1 protein-coding gene is annotated in these 879 nt (G+C 74.5%); it reads left to right on the top strand.

The window, feature by feature from the left end:
* Nucleotides 1-70 precede the first annotated feature (70 nt).
* The gene (locus G3I71_RS44855; protein ID WP_087507902.1) at nt 71-781 is read left to right on the top strand and encodes a ParB/RepB/Spo0J family partition protein; all 711 of its coding nucleotides are present in this window, start codon (nt 71-73) and stop codon (nt 779-781) included.
* Nucleotides 782-879 lie beyond the last annotated feature (98 nt).

An 879-nucleotide genomic window follows, 5' to 3' on the forward strand; every position in this document is an offset into this window, starting at 1 on the left:
ACCGCGACGACGAGACCGGCGTCGCCGAGTACGACGACGTCGACGAGACCGACGACGGGGACGGTGCCTGATGGCCTCGCCGCTGCCGATGATCCCGGTGGAGTCGCTGCGCCCGTCGCCGGCCAACGCGCGCACGGACCTCGGTGACCTCGAGGAGCTCGCGGCGTCGATCCGGGCCGTCGGGCTCCTGCAGCCGCTCGTCGTGCATCAGGTGCGCGGCGGCTGGCAGGTCGTGGACGGTCACCGCCGCCTCGCCGCGGCGAAGCTCGCGCACGCCCGCGCGCTGCCGTGCATCGCGGTCCGTCCCGGCGACGAACAGCGCGACACCACGCTGATGCTGGCCGCGGCCATGCACAAGCAGCTCGAGCCGATCGAGCAGGGCCGGGCCTTCCAGCGGCTGCGCGAGGCCGGGATGAGCGTCACGGAGATCGCCCGCACGACCGGCTACACGCCGCGCACGGTCGCGAACCGGTTGCTCGTCGCCACCCTGCCCGTCGAGGTGCAGGACATGGTCGGCGAGGGCGAGATGACCGTCACGCAGGCGACCGACCTCGCCCGCCAGGTCCGCCGGCAGTCGAGCGGGAGCACCACGGCCACGTCGGCGGGGACGTCGCGCACCGGGTGGTTCAACACCGTCCACCCGCTCGCCGGCGACGCGCGCCGGCGGTGCGACCCGACCGACCACCGTGCCACCCGGCAGGTGCTCGGCGGCGTCGCGTGCGGGCCCTGCTGGGAGGACGCGATTCGCGACCACGAGCAGACGAGCACGGCGCGCGCATGAGCGGCCTGACGACGCAGCAGCGCGCGCAGTGGCGCGCGACGGACCAGTGGAAGAGACGGAGCGGGGTGCCGGTGATGGGCGGGGACTTCCACGTGAGC

It is taken from the genome of Streptomyces sp. SID12501, assembly GCF_010550245.1.
GTDB lineage: Bacteria > Actinomycetota > Actinomycetes > Streptomycetales > Streptomycetaceae > Streptomyces.

Coding starts and splice junctions, on each gene's coding strand:
- G3I71_RS44855 (WP_087507902.1), top strand. CDS start 71: ATGGCCTCGCCGCTGCCGATGATCCCGGTGGAGTCGCTGCGCCCGTCG.